At 69.2% G+C, this 21,801-nt stretch carries 18 protein-coding genes, 1 tRNA gene and 1 pseudogene; 11 read left to right on the top strand and 9 right to left on the bottom strand.

Annotation, left to right across the window (positions count from 1 at the left end):
* Window positions 1-66: 66 nt before the first annotated feature.
* On the bottom strand, window positions 67-276 hold the full coding sequence (locus FRANCCI3_RS01955; protein WP_011434862.1) for a DUF397 domain-containing protein: 210 nt from the start codon (window positions 274-276) through the stop codon (window positions 67-69).
* Complete coding sequence (locus tag FRANCCI3_RS01960) at window positions 273-1,163, bottom strand: helix-turn-helix domain-containing protein (protein ID WP_011434863.1); 891 nt, start codon at window positions 1,161-1,163, stop codon at window positions 273-275. Before FRANCCI3_RS01960 ends, FRANCCI3_RS01955 begins: the two co-directional genes overlap by 4 nt.
* Before the next feature lie 320 nt (window positions 1,164-1,483).
* On the opposite strand from FRANCCI3_RS01960, the gene FRANCCI3_RS23100 reads away from it, so the two are divergent.
* The 7 genes and pseudogenes from FRANCCI3_RS23100 to FRANCCI3_RS02000 all read left to right on the top strand — a co-directional run bounded on the left by FRANCCI3_RS23100 (window position 1,484) and on the right by FRANCCI3_RS02000 (window position 6,539).
* Window positions 1,484-1,789, top strand: a complete 306-nt coding sequence (locus tag FRANCCI3_RS23100) for a hypothetical protein (RefSeq protein WP_011434864.1) — start codon at window positions 1,484-1,486, stop codon at window positions 1,787-1,789.
* A gap of 91 nt (window positions 1,790-1,880) precedes the next feature.
* Window positions 1,881-2,462 (top strand): ATP-binding protein, encoded by a 582-nt coding sequence (locus FRANCCI3_RS01970; protein ID WP_236701546.1) that lies wholly within the window; start codon window positions 1,881-1,883, stop codon window positions 2,460-2,462.
* A gap of 94 nt (window positions 2,463-2,556) precedes the next feature.
* The gene (locus tag FRANCCI3_RS01975; protein ID WP_035912895.1) at window positions 2,557-3,039 is read left to right on the top strand and encodes a hypothetical protein; all 483 of its coding nucleotides are present in this window, start codon (window positions 2,557-2,559) and stop codon (window positions 3,037-3,039) included.
* Between the two features lie 393 nt (window positions 3,040-3,432).
* Window positions 3,433-4,256, top strand: a protein-coding gene (locus tag FRANCCI3_RS23960; protein ID WP_085949859.1) for an IS5 family transposase whose coding sequence is annotated in 2 segments (ribosomal slippage) — window positions 3,433-3,781 and window positions 3,781-4,256 — 825 coding nt in all. Because the reading frame shifts where the segments join, the coding sequence is not laid out codon by codon here.
* A gap of 106 nt (window positions 4,257-4,362) precedes the next feature.
* On the top strand, window positions 4,363-4,836 hold the full coding sequence (locus FRANCCI3_RS01990; RefSeq protein WP_083282462.1) for an SAM-dependent methyltransferase: 474 nt from the start codon (window positions 4,363-4,365) through the stop codon (window positions 4,834-4,836).
* 28 nt (window positions 4,837-4,864) lie between these two features.
* Window positions 4,865-6,316: pseudogene (locus tag FRANCCI3_RS01995) on the top strand (replication initiator); the annotation flags it as partial.
* A gap of 31 nt (window positions 6,317-6,347) precedes the next feature.
* Window positions 6,348-6,539 (top strand): helix-turn-helix domain-containing protein, encoded by a 192-nt coding sequence (locus FRANCCI3_RS02000; protein WP_011434870.1) that lies wholly within the window; start codon window positions 6,348-6,350, stop codon window positions 6,537-6,539.
* A gap of 6 nt (window positions 6,540-6,545) precedes the next feature.
* Here FRANCCI3_RS02000 and FRANCCI3_RS02005 read toward each other — a convergent pair whose 3' ends face one another.
* Entirely contained in the window at window positions 6,546-6,749 is a 204-nt protein-coding gene (locus FRANCCI3_RS02005; RefSeq protein ID WP_035908376.1) for a helix-turn-helix transcriptional regulator, read from the bottom strand.
* Window positions 6,750-6,899: 150 nt separating this feature from the next.
* Between FRANCCI3_RS02005 and FRANCCI3_RS02010 the strand changes: the two genes are divergently transcribed.
* From FRANCCI3_RS02010 to FRANCCI3_RS02020, 3 genes are all read left to right on the top strand, one after another.
* The gene (locus tag FRANCCI3_RS02010) at window positions 6,900-7,199 is read left to right on the top strand and encodes a hypothetical protein (protein WP_011434871.1); all 300 of its coding nucleotides are present in this window, start codon (window positions 6,900-6,902) and stop codon (window positions 7,197-7,199) included.
* Between the two features lie 236 nt (window positions 7,200-7,435).
* Window positions 7,436-7,639: a hypothetical protein gene (locus tag FRANCCI3_RS02015; RefSeq protein WP_023839866.1), complete on the top strand. Its 204-nt coding sequence runs from the start codon at window positions 7,436-7,438 to the stop codon at window positions 7,637-7,639.
* Entirely contained in the window at window positions 7,639-9,117 is a 1,479-nt protein-coding gene (locus FRANCCI3_RS02020) for a tyrosine-type recombinase/integrase (RefSeq protein WP_023839865.1), read from the top strand. Before FRANCCI3_RS02015 ends, FRANCCI3_RS02020 begins: the two co-directional genes overlap by 1 nt.
* Before the next feature lie 119 nt (window positions 9,118-9,236).
* Here FRANCCI3_RS02020 and FRANCCI3_RS02025 read toward each other — a convergent pair.
* Window positions 9,237-9,309 (bottom strand) — tRNA-Arg (locus FRANCCI3_RS02025).
* A gap of 671 nt (window positions 9,310-9,980) precedes the next feature.
* Here FRANCCI3_RS02025 and FRANCCI3_RS02030 point away from each other — a divergent pair.
* A complete protein-coding gene (locus FRANCCI3_RS02030; protein ID WP_236701462.1) occupies window positions 9,981-11,297 on the top strand; it encodes an MFS transporter in 1,317 nt (438 codons plus the stop codon).
* A 71-nt stretch (window positions 11,298-11,368) separates the two neighbouring features.
* Here FRANCCI3_RS02030 and FRANCCI3_RS02035 read toward each other — a convergent pair whose 3' ends face one another.
* The 5 genes from FRANCCI3_RS02035 to FRANCCI3_RS02055 all read right to left on the bottom strand — a co-directional run bounded on the left by FRANCCI3_RS02035 (window position 11,369) and on the right by FRANCCI3_RS02055 (window position 21,701).
* On the bottom strand, window positions 11,369-15,382 hold the full coding sequence (locus FRANCCI3_RS02035; protein ID WP_236701463.1) for a LysM peptidoglycan-binding domain-containing protein: 4,014 nt from the start codon (window positions 15,380-15,382) through the stop codon (window positions 11,369-11,371).
* Complete coding sequence (locus FRANCCI3_RS26620) at window positions 15,372-15,575, bottom strand: hypothetical protein (RefSeq protein ID WP_035958482.1); 204 nt, start codon at window positions 15,573-15,575, stop codon at window positions 15,372-15,374. The genes FRANCCI3_RS02035 and FRANCCI3_RS26620 overlap by 11 nt, the downstream gene beginning before the upstream one ends.
* A 540-nt stretch (window positions 15,576-16,115) precedes the next feature.
* Entirely contained in the window at window positions 16,116-16,403 is a 288-nt protein-coding gene (locus tag FRANCCI3_RS02045) for a hypothetical protein (RefSeq protein WP_011434875.1), read from the bottom strand.
* Between the two features lie 124 nt (window positions 16,404-16,527).
* Window positions 16,528-16,797: a WXG100 family type VII secretion target gene (locus FRANCCI3_RS02050; protein WP_011434876.1), complete on the bottom strand. Its 270-nt coding sequence runs from the start codon at window positions 16,795-16,797 to the stop codon at window positions 16,528-16,530.
* Window positions 16,785-21,701 (bottom strand): FtsK/SpoIIIE domain-containing protein, encoded by a 4,917-nt coding sequence (locus FRANCCI3_RS02055; protein WP_108913744.1) that lies wholly within the window; start codon window positions 21,699-21,701, stop codon window positions 16,785-16,787. Before FRANCCI3_RS02055 ends, FRANCCI3_RS02050 begins: the two co-directional genes overlap by 13 nt.
* Between the last annotated feature and the right edge of the window lie 100 nt (window positions 21,702-21,801).

Below are 21,801 nucleotides of genomic sequence, written 5' to 3' on the forward strand. Positions count from 1 at the left end.
GACGGGCAACAATAGTGAAGACGTGTAAAATGCTATCTCGGCGCCCTGTGGACACCGTATCGGCTGTTAGGCCGTGAACTCTCCATCCGTCACACCACGCACGAACGCCGACCATTCCGCACTGGTAAAGACCAGCGCAGGCCCGGTTCCATGGTCCTTGCTGTCCCGTAGGGCGACAAGGCCGCCGTCAAGGAATGCAACCTCGACACACTCACCCTTAGCGTTGCTGTAGCTACTCTTGCGCCACACCGCGCCGGAAAGATCGTGACTGTTCATGGTTCGAGACTCCTAGCTCGATCAATGAGCATCTTGGTGCTCGCGTCCCGCTCGGCCGCAGATTCCCACATCGCGCTGAACGACTCTTCGTATTGCTCTACCTCACGATCTTTCTCTAGATACAACGCTCCGGTAAGTCCCTCCACGTAAACCGTTGGCGGTTCCCCCGCTCGTCCGGTTCCGTTCTCGGGAAACCGAAGAACGACGAACGGACCCGACGTGACGCCCGTGTGTAGGCCGGCACTGAACGGCATTACCTTGATCGTGACATTAGGCAGCCGGTTTACGTCCGCAATCCGTTCGAGTTGCTGTGCGAGCACCTTCGGGCCACCAACGGGGCGATGCAGAATCGACTCGCTGAGAACAACATTCAGGACCGGGGGATCGGTCACTCGGGTCAGCAACGCCTGCCGGGCCATGCGTACATGAACTCGCCGGTCTATTTCGTCGTTCTCGATATCGGGGTCTTCCGCTCGGATCAGGGTCCGTGCGTACTCCTCTGTTTGGAGGAGACCGGGAACGAGTTCCGCCTGGTAGCACCAGAGGCGAGAGGCTGCCTCTTCGAGCCCGATGTACAGGTCGAGCCAGGCCGGGATGACGTCGCCGTAGCTGTGCCACCAGCCGCGCGCCTTCGTCTCCTTCGCGAGCCCCATCAGCGCCTCGGTCAGGTCGGTGGGTGCACCGTAGATCCGGCACATGATCTCTACGTCAAAGCTCCGAAGCGAGGTCAGCCCCGACTCGATGCGCCAGATCTTGGCTTCGGACCACTCCAGGCGCCGTGCGGCTGCCCGCACGGTCAGCCTCGCCTGGTTTCGAAGATCGCGTAGGTACCGGCCGAGCTGGCGGCGCGGCACGGTCGAGCCCGTCGTCGTGCTGCCTTCTGGCATCGCCCCTCCTTCGGTTTGAGGGTAGTCCATCACCCGAAATGAAAGACTCCGGTCGCTGTTTCGCAACAATATCAACATCTCTCAGCTTGCATTGTGAGTCTTGCATGTTGGGTCCTCACGGTGTTTGACTTCTGCGTGACAGCAGGCGCGCCGAGAGTGGCCGCCTGGCCGCCTACGGCGCTGCCATCGGCGGACGCTCGCGTCTCTCTGCGTTGCCAAGGAGCCCTCCTCGGCGGCATCTGCCGCGCCCTGCTGTCTGCGGCACGGAGACGGAGGCGCGGCGCGGGGGCTGCCCGTCGCAGACCGAAGGGAGAGGGTCCATGGACGAACGCCGGTTCGTGGTGTGGGACGCGGACGGACGACCGCTCGGGGCATTCCCCGACTTCGACACCGCCCACGAGTGGGCGCACGTGCGGATGCGGCAGGCGCGAACCCGCCTCCCCCTGACACTCGACGACCGTGTAGCGAAGGTCAGCCGCCGCCTATCCCACGCCCGCTGTGAGCTGGTGGCGTGGGCCGAATTCGCCGTGTTGCCCGGCTGTGACCTGCCCGCTCTCGGCGCAGCCGCAGCCGCAGCCGCAGGCGACACGGCGCGGCGCCAGCCTGCACAGCACTCACGGTCGTGACCATCCGGATCATCGGCCGCTGGGCTGCCGTCCGCGCGCTGACCGCCGCACGGGGCTCAGCATGACTGGTGACTCATCGCCTGTGATCCGGGTGGCCGTGGCGCACTTCCCGCCGACAGCCGCCGCCGTTCCCGACGTGCGCACGAGCACGGCCTGCACGCTCAGGGAATGGTCAGTCGACTCCGACACCGTCAACACTGTCGAACTCGTCGTTTGTGAATTGACCTCGAATGCCGTGAAGGCGAGCCGCCCGGAAGACGTCGTGGCCATACGGCTCACCGCGACAGGAGAATACGTCCTTGTTGAAGTGCGGGACGGCAATGACACCGCTCCCCGTATCAAAAGCCCGGACCTGTTCAGTGAGGACGGACGCGGCCTGCTGATGGTCGACGCGCTGTCGCGCCGATGGTCGTGGTGGAGAGTAAAGACCGGCGGAAAAGTTGTCTGGGCCGAGATTCCCGGTGGTTTGCAAGCCACGCCGCCGCCGACGCAGGCCGCTACGCCGATGCCGACGCGGACACCGAGGGTCGGGCCGCAGCCTACGGCGCCGGTCGTCTACCGCACCGACCCGGAGACCCTGCGGCGGGTCGCTGACGCGCTGCGCGCGCTGGACCCGTGGCACCGGACCCCCTCCGGCCGCAGCTTGCCCGAAGCTGTGCCGCACCGGGCCTGACGCATCGCAACCTGGCCGGGAAAGGGGGAACATGGGGCGAGCTGGTATGCGAGCGGAACAGAATGCGCTACGGGTCCACCTGTTGCATGCGGGAATGACGCAGGCCGAGATAGCCGACGAGTTCATCCGACGTTATCAACTTCGCCCTCGCGCCGCTTTCCGCCACGCGCACGGCTGGACGCAGCTACAAGCCGCCGACCACATCAATAGACAAGCGGCCCGTCTCGGCCTTGACCCGGACGGCAGGGCTTCCATCACCGGTCCCTATTTGTGTGAACTGGAGCATTGGCCGGACACGTCCGCGCGGCGAAGGCTCACCCCGCAGATTCTCGCGCTGCTGGCGACCGCGTACGGCACCGACGTTCACCGGCTGGTGGACGCCTCCGACCGCGTGCGGATGCGGCCGGCGGACCGGCTGGTGATCGACGCCATGACGTGCGTGCGCCAACCGGCCACCTGCCCCCGCTGCCGCCGCCGGGAACCAACCGCGATGCCCCGGATGCCGAGGGCGCGGCCGGATGCGCTGGCGTCGTCCGGGAGCCTCGCTGTGTCGGCACACCCCCTGCCCATCGGGTAGCCGTACCGGTCGCCGTGCCGGTCCCCTGTTTGAGCGGCGACCCCGCAAGGGCGCCGCTGGCGCAGGCCACCGGCTCCGCTGGGACTGCCCAAGGACAGCCCGACTCGTAGCCCTACAGGCCACGTGTTCACATCTGGACGACCTCGGCCGCTGGGCATCCGCACGCTCGCAGGCTCCCGCATGGGTCGCTACGTTCCTGTTCGGTATGAATTATCCAAACTTCCCGTCCGTCCGCCCACCGGAGCACCCATCGGCCCGCCCACCGGACCACCTGTAAAGATGGGTGGGTCTGAGATGTCGCACTGGCGCAGGTCAAAGCACCTGCCACACCCACCCAAGCACTCCGCGACTTAAGAGCGTGTCTTGCGTGGCTGCCCGGGGTACATATCGATCATGGATGTGTTGGAGAGCAGCCTTGCCGGGCGGCTGGTCCCGGACGAGTTGCGGGAGCTGGTGGAACCGCTGCTGCCCCGGTTCGAGGCCCGCTGGCAGGGCGGTGGGACTGCCCCGATCGAGGATCGGGCGGTGTTTACCGCGGTGGTCTACGTGCTGACCTCGGGGTGTGCTTGGCGGCATCTGCCGTCCGAGTTCGGGGTGTCGGTACCCACGGCGCACCGTCGGTTCCAGGCGTGGACCCGGGCGGGTGTCTGGCCTCGACCGCACCGCAAGATCTTGGACCTGCACGGTGTGGCCGGACGGGTCGACTGGTCATCGGCGATCGTGGACGCGGCCAGCCTGCGGGCAAAAAAGGGGGAAGCCTGACCGGTCCGAACCCGGTCGACCGCGGCAAACCGGGCTCGAAGATCCATGTCCTGACCGACGCGGGCGGGCTGCCGCTGGTCGTGGCGGTCTCCCCGGCGAACCCGCACGACAGCGGGGCCTTCGTCCCGCTGGTGGCCAGTATCCCGGCGATCCGTTCCCGCCGTGGACCGCGGCGGCGCCACCCGGCCACGCTGCGCGCGGGCAAGGCCTACGACCAGCCGGAACGACGGCGTTTCCTGCGCCGGCGCGGTATCGCGGTGCGGATCGCCCGCCGTGGTGTGGACAGTACCGAACGCCTCGGCCGGCACCGGTGGAAAGTCGAGAGAACGCTGGCCTGGCTCGGTGGCTACCGCCGCCTGAGCCCGCGTTACGAACGCAACGGCTACAACTTCCTCGGGTTCCTCTGCCTGGCTGCCGCGATCACCTGCTGGAAGAAGCTCCCGCACTCGACGTGAGACACGCTCTAATCTCCCTTGCAAGGAACCGCCGTCGCCTACGCGCCCAGAACACCGCCATGCGCGCCCATCGGCGCTCACGACCGACACACGAGTACCACTTGCCATGTGTGACCAAGGGGTGGTACCGGTTGTGCTGGCGTACGCGCGTGCGCTGCTGACCGGGTCGGAGCAGGGGCGGACCGCCTACCTGGCGGCGGATCTCCGGGACCCCGGGCTCATCCTCGATGCCGCCGAGCTCCGCGGCGTGCTCGACTTCCACCGGCCGATTGCGCTGTTCCTCGTCGCGGTCCTGCACTTCCTGACCGGCGCCGACCAACCGCGTGCGCTGGTGCGCAGGCTGCTGGACGGTCTGCCGTCCGGCAGCTACCTGGTCGTGTCCCACGCGACCGGCGACCAGGCACCCCCAGGGGTCGGCGCGATCGTCGAGACCTACGCGACCACGGCCGCGCCGCTCGTTCTCCGCGGCCTCGCGGACGTCTGCCGCTTCTTCGACGGGACGGATGTCCTCGACCCGGGCGTGGTGCGCCTACCGCTGTGGAAGCCGGACACGCCACCCACGGACCCGGAAACCGTCTGAGTCTACGGCGGTGCAGGACGGAAGCCCTGACCGCTCGCGGCGGCTCCGGATGGCCCAGTGCAAGACCGGATGGCATCTCGACGACGAACCCCTTCCCGACCCGGATCCGCCGTCCGACGACGCCAAGGCACTTGCCGTGCTGCGGGCGGACCTGGAGGAAGCCCGCGGTGAGGTCCTGGCGGCCGGCGACCTCGGGCAGGTCGGCGAGATCGACGAACTGATCGGCCAGGTGGACCGGGAACTGTCAGATCTGGGCGTGCGGGGCCGGATCGCGCCGGCCGACCGGGACCGGCCGCGCCGCGTCCGCTCGACCCGTCGTCGCCAGGATGCCCCCGATCTGCCCCGGCTGCCCGTTGAGCGGCGCACGGTCGGGCGGACGTTCACCGCGCCGGACGGGACGGTGTGGCGGCCGTCGATGTTCCTGACCCTGACCTGTGCCTCGTACGGGCGGGTGCACTCCGACGGCACGCCGGTGGACCCGGCCTCCTACGACTACCGGCAGGCGGCACGGGACGCGATCCACTTCCCGAAGCTGCTGGATCGGTTCTGGCAGAACCTGCGCCGCGCGGTCGGCTGGGATGTCCAGTACTTCGCCGCGCTGGAACCCCAACGGCGTCTCGCCCCGCACCTGCACGCCGCGATCCGCGGCACCATCCCGCGGACCATGCTGCGGCTGGTGGCGGCAGCCACCTACCACCAGGTCTGGCGGCCAGCGACGGACCGGCCGGTCTACGACGATCAGCATCTGCCCGTCTGGGACGACACCATCGGCGCCTACCTCGACCCCGACGCCGGCGACCCGCTGCCCTCGTGGGATGCGGCGCTCGACGCGATCGGTGAGGACGACGAACCCGCGCACGTCGTGCGGTTCGGTCCGCAACTCCAGGCGGACGGGGTGACGGCGAACTCGGTGAACACCGGCCGGATGATCGGCTATCTCACCAAGTACCTGACGAAGACCCTCGACACCTGTCACGAGATCAGCAGTGACCGGCAGCGGGCGCATGTGGAGCGGCTCGCCGATGCCCTGCGCTACGAACCCTGCTCCCCGACCTGTGCGAACTGGCTGCGCTACGGCATCCAACCCCGCAACCCCCGGCGCGGCCTCACCCCCGGACGGTGCACCGGCAAAGCCCACCGGCGCGAAACCCTCGGCTTCGGCGGCCGGCGGGTGCTGGTCTCCCGCCGCTGGTCTGGCAAGACCCTCACCGACCACCGTCGTGATCGGGTCGTCTTTATCCGCCAGCAGCTCGCGGCACTGGGCGCCACTGGCACCGGACCGGCCGCGCCCGAGGACGATCCGACCCGCATCGCCTGGACGCTGCTACGCCCCGGGGACCCGGCCGCACCCCGCCGCGAACATCTGATCTTGCATGCCATCGCCCAACGGCACGCCTGGCGCGCACAGCTCGGAATCGGCACCGAGGAAGGGGCCGGCGGGGATTCGGCAACAGGGCCGCCGCTGGCGGACGCAGCCTGACCCCACCCCGGCAAGCCCCTGGAGAGCCTGCGTGACCAAGCTCCTGCTCACCCCGACGGAAGCCGCTGACCTGCTCGGCGTCAGCCGCAGCACCGTCTACGAACTGCTGAACAGCGGCGACCTCGAATCCGTCCGCATCGGCCGTGCCCGCCGGATCCCCTCCGCCTCGCTGCTCGCCTTCGTCCACCGGCTCCGCGGCCTCGACGACGGACAGGCAGCATGATCACCCTCACTGGCCGTCGGGCGGGGGCAGGTCGGGGCGGTGTTCGGCAATCCATGCCTCCACATCGACGGTCCGCCAGATGTGACCGGCGGCCAGGGAGGCATACGGCGCGGGGAACGACGGGTCTTCCTTCAGAAGCTGGTTCACCCGCGTCCGCCCGACCCCCAACCGGCGGGCGATCTCCGCCGCTCCCATGAGCGGTTGCGTCATACCCCGCAATCTACTGGACGACCGTCCAGCGCCACGTGTACCGTGGATGTCGCTGGACGGTCGTCCAGTCGCGTTGAGGCGGTTCCGGCCGAGTGCGGCAACACCCGACCGGAACCTTGGCCCCTTCCTGCGCGAACAGGAGAGAGACCCATGCCCATCTTCCCGTCCGACGCCCCGGATCCCGACCGAACCCCCGGCGGAGACGTGCCGCTGATCGTGGCCAGCATCGTCCGGCCCGGCGTCTATGCGCTGACGCTGCGTCCTGGTGCTGATGCCCGCGAGATCGCCGAGCTCCTCGCCTGCATGCCGGTCGACGCCTTCCTGACCGAGCACGTCGGCGACATCGACCTGACCATGGTCTTCCGGACAGTGCCCGACGGCAGGGAACCTGATCCCACCGGGGGCGTCACCCCGACGGCACCGGCGGCGGCACGCGGAACCCGCCCGTAGCGGTTCTTCTGCCCCACCCATTTTTCTTCCGTTCTCTGGTGGCGCCTCAATCTGTCGGGGCGGTGGACGGGTCCAGGGTCGGCCATAGGCCGATCGCGTAGCGACGCGATAGCGCCCTGGACGCGGCCGGCGACCCGGCAGACCATCCCAGCGCCAGAGAACGGAAACCCCAACTCGCGCCGGACCATGCGACTCGCGACCCGCGCCCGTTCTTTCGGCAAGGAGCCAGAACCACCATGCCCACCAACACCCCACGGCGGGTGACCCTCATGCAGGCGCTGCATGACCACCTCGACCGCGCCGACCGCGGCCAGGGACGCGGTTACCCGCAGTCGGACGGAGAGACCAAGTTCGCCTGCGACATGGAAGACAGCCCCTACGGCTGCCCATGGTGCGACGCCGTCGAATGGCCCGACGGCAACCCCCTGGACGTGGCCTGATGGCCGAGGGTAAGGGCAGCAGACGCGGCAACGGCGAAGGCTCGATCTACCGGTACCGCAACGGTTGGGCCGGTCAGATCAGTATGCCGGACGGCACCCGGCCGACGTTCTACGGCAAGACGAAGGACGACGTCCGAGGGAAGATCATTGCCGCGCTCCGGGCGGTGCAGGACGGGGTGCCGCTGGTCACGACACGGATGACGGTGGCCGAATATCTCGATCAGTGGGTGACCATCGTTCTGCCTTCCCGCGTGGTCGCCGGAACGCTCGCCGAGTCAACGGCCGAGTCGTATGCCGATCAGGTCCGGCTGCATATCACGCCGATCCTCGGCCGTCACGAGCTGCGCAAGCTGTCCACCGCGCACGTCCGCCACTGGATGACGCGCAAGCTCACGGAACCGTCGTCCGCGGGTCTGGCGCAGTGCGCGGCCTGGGAGGCTGAGGCGGCCCGCAAGGCGGCAGAACGCGCGAAAGAGAAGAAGACTCGCCCGGCTCGACGCGCGACAGCACAGAAGAAGGCTCCGGCACCGAGCGAACGCAAGCCCGTCAAGCCGCTGTCGGCCCGGTCGGTGCGCTACCTGCTGGTGATCCTCACCGCGGCGTTGAATGACGCGGTCCGGGAGGAACTGCTGACCCGGAACGTCGCCGCTCTCGTCCAGCCGCCGAGGAAGGCCGATGCGCCGATACGGGCGCTCACCGAGGAAGAAGCCCGTCGGGTTGTCGCGGTCGCGCTCGTGGACCGGATGTCCGCGCTGTGGCTGGTGCTGCTGGCGCTCGGGCTGCGCAAGGGGGAAGCGCTCGCGCTGCGCTGGGATGCGCTCGACCTTGATGCGGGCACGGTCGCCGTGGTGCGCAAGCAGCGGCGTCGCAAGGCGGGAATTGATCCGGAGACCGGCCGGCAGCGCTGGGAACTCGTCGAAGAGGAAGCCCTGAAGACGAAGGGTTCAAAGGCGGTTCTCGCACTGCCCGACATGGTCGTCACGATGCTCCGTGAGCACCGGTGGCGGCAGGACGACGCGAAAGCCGACCTCAGCGCCAAAGCGGACCAGGCGGAAAAGGACCTGGCGGCGCTGGCCGCGCAGAACCTCCCCGAGGGGGTGTCCGGGACTCCGGCGGACCTGAAGGTCATCCGGTGGGAAGACCCCGGACTGGTGTTCACTACCGCACTCGGGCGGAAGGTCGACCCGCGCAACGTCAACCGGTGGTGGGACGCGGTGTGTGAGCGGGCTGAGGTGCGGCACACCCGCGTGCACGATCTCCGCCACACGGCGGCGACGATGCTGTTCCGGGCCGGCGTCGACCTGAACGAGATTCGCGCGCTTCTGCGTCACACCCGCCTTGGCACCACCGCGGACATCTACGTTGACGTTCTGGCGGACGTCCGGCGGGGGACGGCCCGCAGCATGGACGACATCCTCACCCGGCTCCGGAACCCGACCACCGCTACGGAGAGTGAGGCAGACGAGGGTGCCGCCTGAGTCGTCCCGCAGTACCGTTCGCCAACTGCAGTATGAACTGCAGTACACGAGGTCTTGAAAGCGGCAGAGCCCCGCACCTTGGATGGGGGTGCGGGGCTCTGGCCTGTCTCAACCGTGCGTGCGCTCGGAGGGACTCGAACCCCCAACCTTCTGATCCGTAGTCAGATGCTCTGTCCGTTGAGCTACGAGCGCGATCTGCCACCGTGGTGGCCGGCGGTGCCAGCTTACAGCACCCGACGGGTGGCACCGATCCCCCGAGGGGGATGTAGCTTTCCGTAGTTCATCATGTGCTTATTGTGTGGACAGATGTGGGGTCATCGTCGAATCGGCAGCTGCGGCACCGGCAGGAGGAGTTGCCGGTGGGGCGCGCGGCGGACGGTCAACCGCTGACCGTCCGCCGCGGCGGGAGGCGGCGCAGTACGACCTCCCTGAGCCGGCGATCCTCCGCCTCGGCGGGCAGTTCGCGTGCCCGCACCGGGAGGTGCGTGTCCGAGAGCATGACCAGACGCACCCCGCCAGTATCCGACGCGACGGCCGCGGGAACGCCATCGTGCCCGATCGGGCGGGCACGTTCGCGCCCGCTGCCGAGAGGTCCTCATGGTCGAGCGGTCCTCATAGTGACATCGGGATGTCATCGGGTGTCGTCGATCATAATTGGATTTATGTAACTTAATTAGATTTTATGTATCGTAATTAGATCTGTCGAAGCATAATTGGATGCCGCCAGAGCGTTGTTCGATCTTATCGGGTATCGTCGCATGGAGCAATGATGCGTAACGATCCGGGGCGCAGGGTAATTCTCCTCGCGGCGTGCGCATCATGAAGATCGACGGCTGGAGATCATCCTGATGGATCCGGGCGGCGTGCGCCGCGCGACTCGGAGCCAGCCCTTCGATGCCCAAGTACTGTTCCGTGCCCGGGCGGCGACGATGAGCTCGCTGTTCCTGCTGGCTCTGCTGCTTGCGAGCTGGGCGCCGCGTATACCGCAAATCAAGGAGGGGCTCGAACTCGGCGACGGGCAGCTCGGTCTGACCCTGCTCGGCGCCCCGATCGGGGCGGTTCTGACACTGTGGCTGATCGGTCTGGCGGTCACCCGCTACGGCAGCATCACCATGGTGCGAGCAGGTTTGCCCGCCTACTGCGCCACCGGTCTTCTGGTCCCGCTCGTCGAGGGACCCTGGTCTCTGTTCGCCCTGCTCGCCCTGTGGGGGGCGACCAGCAGCTGCCTCGACATCTCCCTGAACACCCAGGCCGTGGGGATTGAGCGCTGCTACCAGCGGCCGATCATGACCTCCGCCCATGCGGCGTGGACGGCGGGTGCCCTGTCCGGGGCCGGGATCGGTTCGGCGGCGGCCGCTCTGAGTGTCCCGATCGGCGTGCAGTTCGCGGTGCTCGGCGGGTTGGGTCTCGCTGCCGCCCTACCCGCCACGGCCTGGATGCTGCCCGACGGCGCTGCACCGGAAGTCGCGCCGGGGGACGGGCGAGATGGCTGGGACGGGGACAGCGACAGAGCGATGCCCCGGGGTCCCGTCGGCACCGGCAGCCGTGCCCGGCCGTTCGTCGCACTGTGCGTCATCGCCTTCGGTAGTTTCCTCTGCGAAGGTGTGGCAGCGGACTGGAGCGCCGTCTACCTCACCGATGTGGCCGGAGCGGCCGTCGGAATCGCGGGTATCGGCTTTGTGGCCTTCACCTCCTGCATGTTCGTCGTGCGCCTGTTCGGGGACCGCGCCATGGCACGGTTCGGCCCGACCCGAACGGTCCGCGGCCTCGCCGTGACCGCGATGGTGGGATTCGCGCTCATGCTTGCGCTCGGTTCCTCGGCGTTCGGCACGGTCGGGGGAATCGTCGGATTCGGAACGCTCGGCGTCGGCACCGCCTGCGTGCTGCCCGCGGTGTTCTCCGCGACGGGGCGGCTTGGATCTTCGACGGGCAGCTCCATCGCCGTGGTCGGCACGGTCGGGTATGTCGGATGGTTGTGCGGGCCGGCTCTCATCGGTGGGCTCGCCGAGCTGGCGGGCCTGCAGTTCGCCATGGTCGTCGTGTTCGTCCTGCTCGTTGCGATCACGGTTTGCGCGTCGGCGCTGCGCGGTCCCGATTCTCCTGCTGCGGCTGCCGAGTTCACTGCGGACCCCGGTACCTCGGAGATCTCCGGGGTACCCAAGATCCCCGAGGTCGGCTAGCGTCACCGGCGACCAGCGACCAGCCATCAGGCCGGGTCCTCTGCCGGCTGCCCCGGAAGCGGAAACGGGCACTACCGCCGGCCGCGACGGAATCCGGGCAGCAGGGTCTGCACCAGTGCGTCCGTCTCGGCCTCGGCCCGCCCGCCGCGACGCACCCCGCCGACACCGATAGTTCGGTACATCTCCGTTGCCACAGCCTGCAGAGTCCGGCGATCACCCCGTGCGGCGACCGTGCGCAGCAGGTCCCGCCAGAGCACTTCGGAGGTCGGCACGGCCCGTAGCCCGGTGCGGCAGGCCGCCATCGCCGTCATCGTGTCACCGAAGTCCAACGTCAGCTGGGCGAGGCGATGCGCCACGTCGACCACGCCCGCCCGGGTGCTTCGGGCGATTGGCCCGGTGGTCGCCCAGCGGTACCGCCCGGCAGGCAGATCCGTCCACAGGGGACCGCTGACCATCCGCAGGGCTGTCGTCAGATCCGCCTCGGCGTCGCTGCCCGGCAGACCGGCCCGGTGGGTGTAGGCCACGAAGAGTTCCCAGTCGCAGCGCACATCCGGACTCAGCCACCACCGGCCATCCGGGCCGATCATGATCCGAGGCAAGCCGCTGGCATCGGTCCCCAGCCACTGGCGCGCTTCGGTCAACGCGGCGTCGGCGATCTCCTCCGTGGTGTCGGATGGCCAGATCTCCTCGGCGAGGAGCCGACTGTCCACGCCTTCCCGGTGCAGCGCGAGGTAGACGATGACCTCGGTCAACAGGTCGATGCGCTCGGCGGGTGGTCGCCCGGGACCCTCGACGGTGGGCAGTCCGAGAATCCGGACCTGCGCCTCGGCGGGCGCGGTGGGATCGGCGGGCGGCGTGGTTTCGAGCGGCACACGCTGTGGCGCCGCCCCGGGCGTCCCCGTCGGGGGCCGTGAAACGCCGACATCCGGGACGGTGGTATCTCCGTCGGCGTAGCGCGCCCGAGCAGTCTGAGGCGGTGCACGGTGCGCGTCCGCCGCCAGCCGTTCGTTCGGAGGCGGGATCGGCGGCCGGGGTGGGATCGCGGTCCGGTACCCGGTGGTTGGCGGCGGGGGGGCAGGGGGTCCAGGTGGTGCCTCCGTCCCGGGCTGGATCGATTCGGCCGGGACGCGGCCCTGCCGGTTCGCTCGCATCCGGGGCGTCTCGAAGTAGACCACGGGTGGTACCCGTGGGATATCCGTCGGGTGGATGAGCGGTCGCCCCGGATGGGCCAGCAGACCGGCGGCTTCGGGGGCGTCGCCGGTGTCCGTGGTGGTCGGTAGGACGGGACCGGCCGATGCGGTCCTTCGCGGAGGGCTGGGAGGCTTGGGCGTGGGCGGCGGGGGTTCGGTGGGGAGCCGGCGGCCGTTCGAGGGCGGTCGCGTCGGATCGTCGTCCGATGGGGAAATGGTGGGTGGGAATCCGGTGCCGGGCAGGACCGCGGCGCGACCGTGCATGTCCTGCGGTTCCGCTCCGCGTGGCTCCGGTGTGGCAGAGCCGGGGTCGGGGAGTGGGCCTGCCGGAGTGGGGACGGTCGAGAGCGGCTGGGGGAAGGCAGGCCCGGTGAGGGCTGAGAGTTTCGGCGTCCAGGGCAGCGCCCCGGGCATGGAGCCGCGTTGTGAGGGTGGCCTTGTCGGCTCGTCGGGCCGGGTAGTTGCCGGCCCGGTCGCGGTGGGTCCGGCGACGATCGGTCCGGCGGGCGGCTGTGATACGGGGGGTGGTGGGGGGCCCTCGTCCGGCAGACTCTCGTCCGGCAGGCTGCCCGAGGCCCGGGCGGGAGATCCCGCCGCATCGGCCCGATGGAACAGCGCGGTGATCGAGGTGTACTCGGTCATGCTCAGAGCCTGCGCCCGTACCTGGACGCCGAGAACGCCGAGGGACACGCGGCGGTCCGACTCGACCGTGAAGCGCCAGCGGGCGGCCGGGGTGTCGCCGACGGTGAGGACTCCCACGGCGTCGTCCCGCCCGTTCGCCATCCTGGTCAACCGGGCGACGTCGGCGGCTGCGGGAGGGGCCGCGAGAATGAGTAGATCGGGTGCCAGCGCCCGTGGATTGCCGGTGACCCGATCGCGGCCGCCCGCGGTGACGGTCGGCGGGTCTGCCGGTGCCGGATCGACGCCGGTGCGACCGGCGTCGTCCTGTGGTCCGGCGAGTTCGTCGAGGACGGCGCTCAGGTCGTCCGCTGTCCAGACCCGAGCGGGTGCGATCGTCGTCAGGTCGGCTCCGGTGTCGGCCGGGAAACCCACCAGACAGACCCGCAGATCATCCGACCACACGTTGGTTCCCAGCTCGATCGCCACGGCGATCGCGACCTCCGTCGCGACGTCCAGGTCGCCGATCAGGCTGATGATGCCCGGAGCGCCTTCCAGGTCGACGAGAATGCGTGACCCGGCGTCGTCCCGGCCGAAGGTGACGAGGGCCGGGAACGGAGCCGGCACGCCGGCCGTCATCTGGGCGATCATCTGGGCCGGCTGGTCACCGGGCAGACCGGGCATCCGCTCGATCCGCCAGGACCCGGGCGCCTCGCCAACGGTCCATGGGGGCGGTGGAGGCTCCTCCTCCGCGGGTGCCATGTGCAGGATCAGCAGGTCGTCGGTGAGGATCGCCGCGTACACCGGGGGAAGCAGACGTCCCAGATCGGTCAGGCCGGCAGACAGAACGCGCAGTGAGCGGTCGACAAATCGGGCGGCATCCGTGTCGGCGGCCAGGAGCAGCGCGCGCTCTGTCTCGTCCTCCGGGGGGCTCGCCGGCCCCGCCCGGCGTGTGGACAACGCCACCATGACTCCGGCGGCGAGCAGGCTGGCGGCTGCTATCCCCAGCAGACCCTGGGAGGACGGTCCGAAGGAGTCGGACGTGAGCAGGCCGGGTGTAGTGGGGCCACCGGTGACCACCGCGGTGTTCCGCGCCGAGACGACCGCGGCCGTGTCATCCAGGACTGCCAGCGCACGAGAGGCGCCGAGACGACCGTCGCTGTCCCCCGGCCCGGGGTCTTCGAAATCGGGATAGCTGGGTTCTGGATCATCGAGGCCCGGGTCGCCGGGGCCGTGGTTGTCGAGGTCAGTGAGGTCGTAGCCGCCGGGGGTGGGGGGCGCGGTACCCGTTTCGGCGGCAGGCCATCCCGGGACGGAGTCCGGTACATGCAGTGTCTGCAGGCCCTCGCCCTGCGCGTCGGCGGGCAGCAGCAGCACCCAGCCGGCATGGATGAGCGATGGCTTGGACAGCGTGCGGCCGTCCGGCTGGGCACGACCCTCGTTGAGGTCGAAGATCTCCCGATACCGTAGACCGTCACCGAGGAAGCGCTCCGCGATGCCCCAGAGGGTGTCGTGGTGGCGTCCCTCGGCAGGTCGCACCTCGTAGAGCTTCATCATGCGCCCGTTGGGCATGAGCCGGCCGTTCGGATCCGCGATCGGACTGATCAACTCGGCGTGGCGGACACGCGGTGTCATGCGGCCAGCCGGGCCAGCCGGGCTGCTCCCCGGTTCCGGCCGTGACGGCCAGGTCTGCTGGGTCGGTGCGCCGGCGCCGGGATCCGTTGTCGTGGTCACCGGAGCCCGATCACCCCTCGTGAGCGCGGGCGCCCTGTCGTCCGGAGCCGGCCGCGGAGCGACCAGGGCCGCCGAGGTCGTCGATACCGGCATTGCCGTCCCCATCCGGCCGGGCGCAGGCGGAACGGCGGGGGCCCGGGCGTATGTCATCGGGGCGACCAGAACCGTCGTCCCGGAGAACAACACGGATGTGGCGACGAGACGGCGGGCGAGGTTCTGGGGGGCGCCGCCCAGCGGTATCCGCGGGGCGAGGCCGGTACCGCGCAGCTCGGCTCGGCATTCCGCGATGAGACAGGCGGTGAAGTGCAGCCAGGCGGCCCAGAAGAGCAGGGCCAGGATGGCTCGGACGACCGCGCCGGTTCCGTCCCTGCTCTGGAGCGGTGGACCCAGTACCAGGATCAGTACGACCGGAACGCCGAGGACGACACCGGCGATCGCAGCGATGGCCCCGGCTGCGCGCAGCCGTTCCCGAGACCGCAGCTCCGCGGAGACCACCGGCACCGGCTGGCGGGCCGGCACACTCCCGGCCCTGTCATCGACCATCCGATAGGGAGGGTCGCCGGCACGCGGAAGCCGCCGTCGTGACCGCGGTGCCGCCGCCGGAGAGGCGGACGTCATCGATGCCGGCGGCGAGGACGGCCGCGCGGATCGAAGTGGTGTCGATGGTGGCGGGAGCGGCGTGGACATGAACGTCCCCGATCAGGCGCAGGGTCGGGCGCATGGGCACTCCGGGCACGGCCTCGTGCCCGGTTGCGTGGCGCTCATGCTAGGTCGCTGGAAGCCGGTTTCCAGGGCGAAGCAGCAGTTCCCTGACCTTCTTGTGACCATTACCTGGATCCGGTCGATGGTATGTCTCCGCCGTGGATGCCGGCGCTCCAGGCTCTGGACTGGGGCGAGCTGACGGGACTTGCGGGAGCGGCGCCGAGCCGCCTGGATGCCCGCACGTCGATCTCGTGCAGTGGACACCCGGCCTCCTCGCGCTGCTGTGCCTGGACGGCGACAGAAGGACGAACCCGCTGTAATCGTACCAGCGTGGTTGCATAGAGGAAATTTTGAGATGAAAGATCTATGATACATTACTCAAGGTGGGCATCTGATGTCGTTCCGATGCTAAATGTCCAAATTTATTCTTACGTTGAGTTATCCCTAAAAGTGTCCAGTGTCGCGGCGTACCAGGGCAGGCGTATCTTCGATCGACCACCTTGTCCATTCCCGCATCCGCGGAACACCGGCGCTGGCCACACACCGAGGCCGGACCGACCCCGGAGTGGTCTGGTCATCCGGCACTCTGGATCTCGTTCTGAATCTCGGCGAGCCGCGCACGTAGCTGATCCAGCTGGGTGTGCAGTTCGGTGAGGGTCCGGTCGTATCCCGGCCAGACGGTGGTCCGGAAATCGACCGCGCTACGGCCGTCCCAGCTCTCCGGGTCGATCAGTACCTTCGCCGCGGCGCGGAGCTCGTCGAAATGGGTGAGCAGCGGGCCGTTGATGATCGTGGTGAGATCGGCGATGGCGGTCACGGCTTGTGGCGTGCTGCGGACGGTGACATCGGACGGCTGGGTCATGGTGTGCTCCGGTGACGGGGATCTGGACGGCCGTCTCGGCGGCAAAGCGCCTCGATGGCATGGAAGAGAGCGAACGGCGCAGTGGACAGTGGTCCCGGGAGGGCACGGTCCCGGGGGTGATCCGTCAGCTTCCGGCCGCGGCGGTTCGGCGGTTGATCTCGGTGATGCCGCGGGCGAGCTCGGCGAGGTTCGTCCGCAGGTCGGTCAGCGCGCTCTGCACCTCCGGCCAGACCTGAGCACGAAAAACCTGTGCCTTCGGGCCCTCCCAGTTTCGCGGGTCCGCCAACGTATTGCCATGATTGATCAGATTTGTCGTGGTCGCCTGCAGATCGGGTAGCTGTCGGCTCATCCGCCCGGCCGCCTGTTGGGCCGCTGGTGTGGTCACGGTTCGCACGGCATTGTTCCTTTCGGGACTCGAGCAGAGGGGGACGTGAGCAGGTTGGGTGTCGGGGGACAGGCGACCTGGACAGGAAGGACGGCTCCGCGGCGCACCAGCACCCCGCGACCTGGAGGCGCGGGGCCGCCGATCGTGCGGGACAGCCGGACTCCGAGCAGTTCGCCGTCACCCGGCCGCCCCGGGGCCAGGAGCAGCCCGTACCCACCGCGGCGGACGTCGACGAGGAATCCGCGGTACTGGCCCAGCAGCTCCTCGGTCGTACCAGCGACGATCAACACGCCGCCGCCGTCGCGTGCGGCCTGCCAGAAGGCCGCCAGTTCGGCCGCGGCCCGTTCACCGACCAGTTCGGCGTCGTCGACGAGGACGACCAGAGGTTCGTCCCCTGACAGGCCGGTTGGCAGGTCGGTCAGCGACCGGGCGGTGTCGGTCCGACGGGTCTTCGGCGTGACGGCTGACTCACCCCGCCCGCGGCCGCCGTGACGGCCGGTGCTGTTGCTTCCCGCCTCCTCCACGAGGTTCATGGTTCCGTCCAGAACGGCGACGACACCGGGTCGGTGGGCGAGGGAACGAAGGGGCGACGGACGCGGCGTCAACGCGACGATTCGGGCACCCTCGGTAAGGAGGGACAACGCCAGCGTGAGTAGAACGCAACTGCGCCCGGATCGTGGCGGGCCGCTGATCATGAAACCGGGACTGTCGGCATCCAGATCCACCTCGACGATCTCCAGCTCGTCCCCTCCGATTCCGATCGGCACGTGCAGCGAAGATCGATTTTCTGGGCGCATGGCCGCCGCCACGGATCTCCGCGACCGCCCGGGCGCGCGTTCCATCTGCTCGGATGTGACGAGGGAGGGCAGCGCGTCGATCCGGAAAGGACGACGATCGAAGCGCTCCGGCAGCCTTCGCGGCACCTCCACAGATCGGCCCGCATGGGACATCGCCCGAGAGCCCACCGCCCGCAGTGCCGCAACCTGAGCCCGGCCTGTGGGGTCCGCGTCGAGCAGCGCGATCTGTGTCTCCACGGGACTGGGGAACCGACCTCCGACCGCGACCCCACGTCCGGCGGGCAGCGTCCCGGGCACGTCGAACGGGGACAGGCCGGCGAGTGCGTAGTCGGAAGGGTCGGCCATCCGCAGGAGTAGTCGTTCGTCGACGAGCGACGCCAGCCGCCCGATCAACCCTCGTCGATCGGTAGTGATGATCACTCGCAGGCCCACCGCCTGACCTTCGCGCACCAGCCGCAGAAATTGGTCGACGAGTATTCCTCCGTCGACGTCCTCAAACGCGGCCAGAAATCCTTCGAACCGGTCGACGAGCAGCACCAGGTACGGCGATGGGCGCATGGCGTCGCCCGCATCGCCGGGGGACGGCCGCCACGACCGCCGGGCCTCGGCAAGATCCATGAAGCCTTTCCGGGAGAGGATCGTCTGCCGTTCGCTGATCTCATTGGCCAGACGGGCGAGGAGCCTCGCGACCCGCTCGGGATCGTCCCGGCTCACCACGGCACCGGAGTGCGGCAGGTCCTCGAGGGGTGCCAGGGCGTTGCCGCCGCAGTCCAGTCCGTAGAGATGGAGCTCGCCGACGGGCAGGGCGGTGGCGAGGGCGCCGGCAGCGGTGCGCAACACGGTCGAGCGCCCGGTCCGTGGCGAGCCGACGATCATGAGGTGGCCGCCGTGTTCCAGATCGATCGTGAAGGGCAGCTGAAGCTGACGGTCACAGTGATCGGCCAGCCCGATGGCGACGGGAGGGAGCCGAACGAGACCGTCCGCGTGGAGCCCGGGGGATCCGCTGGAGCCCGCCGGACGGTTGGAGCCCGCCGGACGGCGGCCGTAGCCATCCGCGGCGATGGTGTGGTCGCTCGGGCCGGTGTGGTCGCTCGGGCCGGTGCGGCCGGCGGTCGCCCCGACGAGAGAGTCGAGGGTAATCCGCTCAGGGAGCGGGGGAAGCCACGGACTGGGTACCGGAGAGATCCCGAGCCTCGTCGAGGCCTCCCGTACTGCCGAGACCAGAGCAGCCAGGTCGGTGCGCGGCTCTGCCAGGGACACGTCTTCCGACGGCGGTCCGTCCGACGGCGCCGGCACCACCTGGGACGTGTCGGCATCCCGACGTGGAGCGTCGTCCGGTTCCGGCCACGGTAGCGGGGTGACCCTGGGCACAGGAATTCCGGACGAGCCGTCTCTGCCTGGTCTGGTGACCGGATCCGGTCCACCGATCCACCCGGTCTGAACGGCTGTCGTGATGCCCGGGCCGGTGCGTACCACCGCCCGACCGGGAGTGGCCGGACTGATCAGGGCAGCGGCCGGGCAGCCGACGACGTCCTCGCTCTCCGCCGCGTCGGTGACCCGCAACGCGATGCGCAGGTTCGTATTCGCCCGGATCTCCGGTGACACCACCCCCGCGGGGCGTTGGGTGGCCAGCAGGAGATGGATCCCGAGCGACCGTCCGCGTTGGGCCAGGTTGACCAATCCGGCGACGAATTCGGGTAGTTCGCGGGCTAGCGTGGCGAATTCGTCGACGACCAGAAGTAGGCGGGGAATCGTCGGACGCTCGATGGGATGATGGAGCAGACGTCGAAAGGCGTCGAGGTCCTTCGCTCCGGCCGCGGCCAACATCCGTTCCCGTCTGCGAAGCTCGGCGCTGAGCGAGCTCAGCGCGCGTCGAACCAGGTGCGGATCGAGGTCGGTGACCATACCGACGGTGTGGGGGAGAGCGGCGCACTCGGCGAACGCGCTGCCTCCCTTGTAGTCAACCAGCACGAAGATCATCTCGTCCGGGCGGTACATCACGGCGTGCGCAGCAATGATCGTCTGCAGCAGTTCGGACTTTCCGGCCCCGGTCGTGCCAGCGACCAGCCCGTGCGGTCCGTCGCGAGAGAGATCGATCGTGAACCTCCCACCCTCACCGATCCCGACTGGTACCGCCCTGCTCGCCGCGCCCCGGGGCGGCTGCGGCACCGATGACCAGAAATCTTGGATCACCTTCGGCGTGGGTGGGTCGGCGCCGAGGATGTCCAGGAGCCGGACGGCGGAGGGAAGGCCCTCGGAGTCGTCGTCACCGGCGTCGCGCAGCGGCGCCAAGGCTCTGGCGACCGACTCACACCAGCCGGCCGCGGAGGCCAGTCCCACGGCATCGACGGCCGGTGCTCCGGCCTGGCCGGTGAGACCGGCCTGGTCGGTGAGACTGGGCAGGCCGGTGAGACCGATAAGGTCTGGGCAGACATGTCTGATCACGGCTGACCGATCCTGCCGCATCAACAACTCGTCGCCGTCCTGTTCGACAACGGCCCGGCATTCGGGCGGAAGGTCCCGGACGTCGGCCTCCAGGCAGATGATGTGGATGCCGACCGCCGGTCCGCCACGTAGCACGGTCGTCATCCCGGGAACGGAGCGCAGCATCCGGGCCCCGTCCAGCACGACCAGGATGTCGGGGGCGGATCTGGGTGCCTCGGGCGGATGGGCGCGGCGACTCTCGATCAAGGATGTAAGTTCGGCGATCCGGCGGGAGCGGCTGACCTCGTCGGCTCCGACGAAAATGGCTTTCTCCTCTACCAACGGCCGACAGTGCGGCAGCCAGCGGATCCATCGCCAGGCATCGACGATGCCTGTGGAGCCAATCAGTAGACAGATCCGGAGATCGCGAGGGCTGTGCAGGACAGCGGCCTGGATCACGAGCCAGCTGCCGAGAAGCTGCGGCAACATGCCCCGACCGGTGACGCCGAGCACTCCCCGCTCGGCCAGAGCAATGACGGCGGGGACATCGGGAGCGACCCAGGCCGGGGGCTGCCGGGGCGTGACGGCGGCAGGGGAGGGGTCCGTGGTCCGGACCCTGCTTGGCAGGTCGGCCGTGCCGAACCTCAGGTGCAGGTGGTCGGGGTCATGACGACGCCGCTCCCACAGCGTCGCAGTCGGTCCCTGAGCGGTGGCGAGCAGACTTGCCGGATCGGGGTGGCTGCGACGACGCTCGGCGCATTCCGCCGCAAGCGCGGCACGAGCCGTGGCCTCGACGTCGTCCCGCTCCTGCCGGTAGCGGGCCATGGCCGCACGGAACTCCCGGCCCTCCCGCCGTCGGCCGCTCACCACGGAGGCGGCCAGGCTCACCGGCGCCAGCACCGCGAAGAGCAGAACGTAGACCGTCCGCAGCAGGGCTGCCATGCCCAGGGCGGCGACAAGCGGCAGCACCGTCGTGAGCACCGGAACCTGAACACGGCGGGGTTCGGCGGGTGCGGCCGGCAGGACAAAGACGGACTCCCGCTCCGGCGGATGCAGGCGAGGCGGACGGTTGACGTCGAGCATGCCAGGAGCGGAGACGGACGGGCGGGTCAGCACCGTGAGCGGTGCGGGCCGCACGAGCAGCAACGTCACCGGGGCGATCCGCACCGCGGCCAGGATGGTGCCGGCAGGCAACGATGGGTGGTCGCCGAGGACGGCCGCACCCGGACCGGCTGTGACGGTGCACCGACCGTCGACCTCGATCCGGATGGTCAGCGCGGGCTCGTCGCTGCTGTGACCCCCTAGCGTGACAGTGCAGCCGGGTCCCGAGCCGACGGTGAACTCACCCGCCGGCAGGTGATGAATGTCGCCCGCCCCGGGTCCGCCGATGATCATCAGGTCGACCAGGCCCGTCCCGCGGACCCGCCGGGACACCACGGCATCAAGGCTCACCACCGCACCCTCACGCAGCGGCGAGGAGGCCAGGGTCGTCTCCGGGTCGAGCGGACGGACGGTACCGGAGACGTTGATCGAGGGCCCGGCCCGCGCCGGTGTGGGAGTACGCCGCTGCGGGCGGACAGCGGCGGCCATCGCCCCGGCCACCGCACGGAGTGGGGTTTCCGGGGCGGCGGTCAGTAGTACGTCCGTGCTGGAATTCCGGGTGGCATCGCGGACGGTGAGGGTGAAACGCATGTATGGAAGATACGGCGTGGAAAAGCGGGAAGCGGGACCGGCCGACGGGGAGTTCTTCTACTTGGTGTTGTGGTCGAAATACGTGGTGGCGCAGAAACCA

It is taken from the genome of Frankia casuarinae, assembly GCF_000013345.1.
Lineage (GTDB): Bacteria > Actinomycetota > Actinomycetes > Frankiales > Frankiaceae > Frankia > Frankia casuarinae.